At 67.2% G+C, this 613-nt stretch carries 1 protein-coding gene; it reads right to left on the bottom strand.

Annotated features, from left to right (window positions below; translation table 11 throughout):
* A partial coding sequence (locus tag HA052_RS27160) for an ATP-binding cassette domain-containing protein (RefSeq protein ID WP_166454445.1) occupies positions 1-613 on the bottom strand: 613 nt, incomplete at both ends.

Raw genomic sequence — 613 nt, 5'->3', positions numbered from 1 at the left:
TGTTCCATGATGAAGTCGTGGGCGCCGGCCAGTTTGGCGGCGTGGATCACGTGGTCCAGCGCCAGCCCGGGGTCGGCCAGCGCGATGTTGTCGCGGATGCTTTGGTTGAACAGCAGGTTTTCTTGCAGCACCACGCCGATCTGCCGCCGCAGCCAGGCCGGATCGGCCAGCGCCAGGTCGTTGCCGTCCACCAGCACGCGTCCGGATTCGGGCACGTACAGCCGTTGCACCAGTTTGGTCAGCGTGCTTTTGCCGGAGCCGGAGCGGCCGACGATGCCGATGACTTCGCCGGCCCGGATGTCCAGGCTCAGGCCGCGCAGGATTTCCGGGCCGTCCGGACGGTAGCGGAACACCACTTGGTCAAACTGGATGCGGCCCTGGATCGCCGGCAGCGCCGCACGGCTGGCCGGCAGTTCACTGCGGGTATTAAGGATGTCGCCCAGCCGTTCCACCGAGATGCCGATCTGCTGGAAGTCTTGCCACAGTTGCGCCAGCCGCACCACCGGCGCCGCCACTTGGCCGGCCAGCATATTGAAGGCGATCAGTTGGCCGACGGACAGGTCGCCGGCGATCACCAGCCGCGCGCCCAGCCACAGGGTGGCGACGGTGACCA

This window comes from Chromobacterium fluminis (genome assembly GCF_011602385.1).
Taxonomy (GTDB): domain Bacteria; phylum Pseudomonadota; class Gammaproteobacteria; order Burkholderiales; family Chromobacteriaceae; genus Chromobacterium; species Chromobacterium fluminis.
This window is presented reverse-complemented; position numbering and strand designations above follow the sequence as displayed.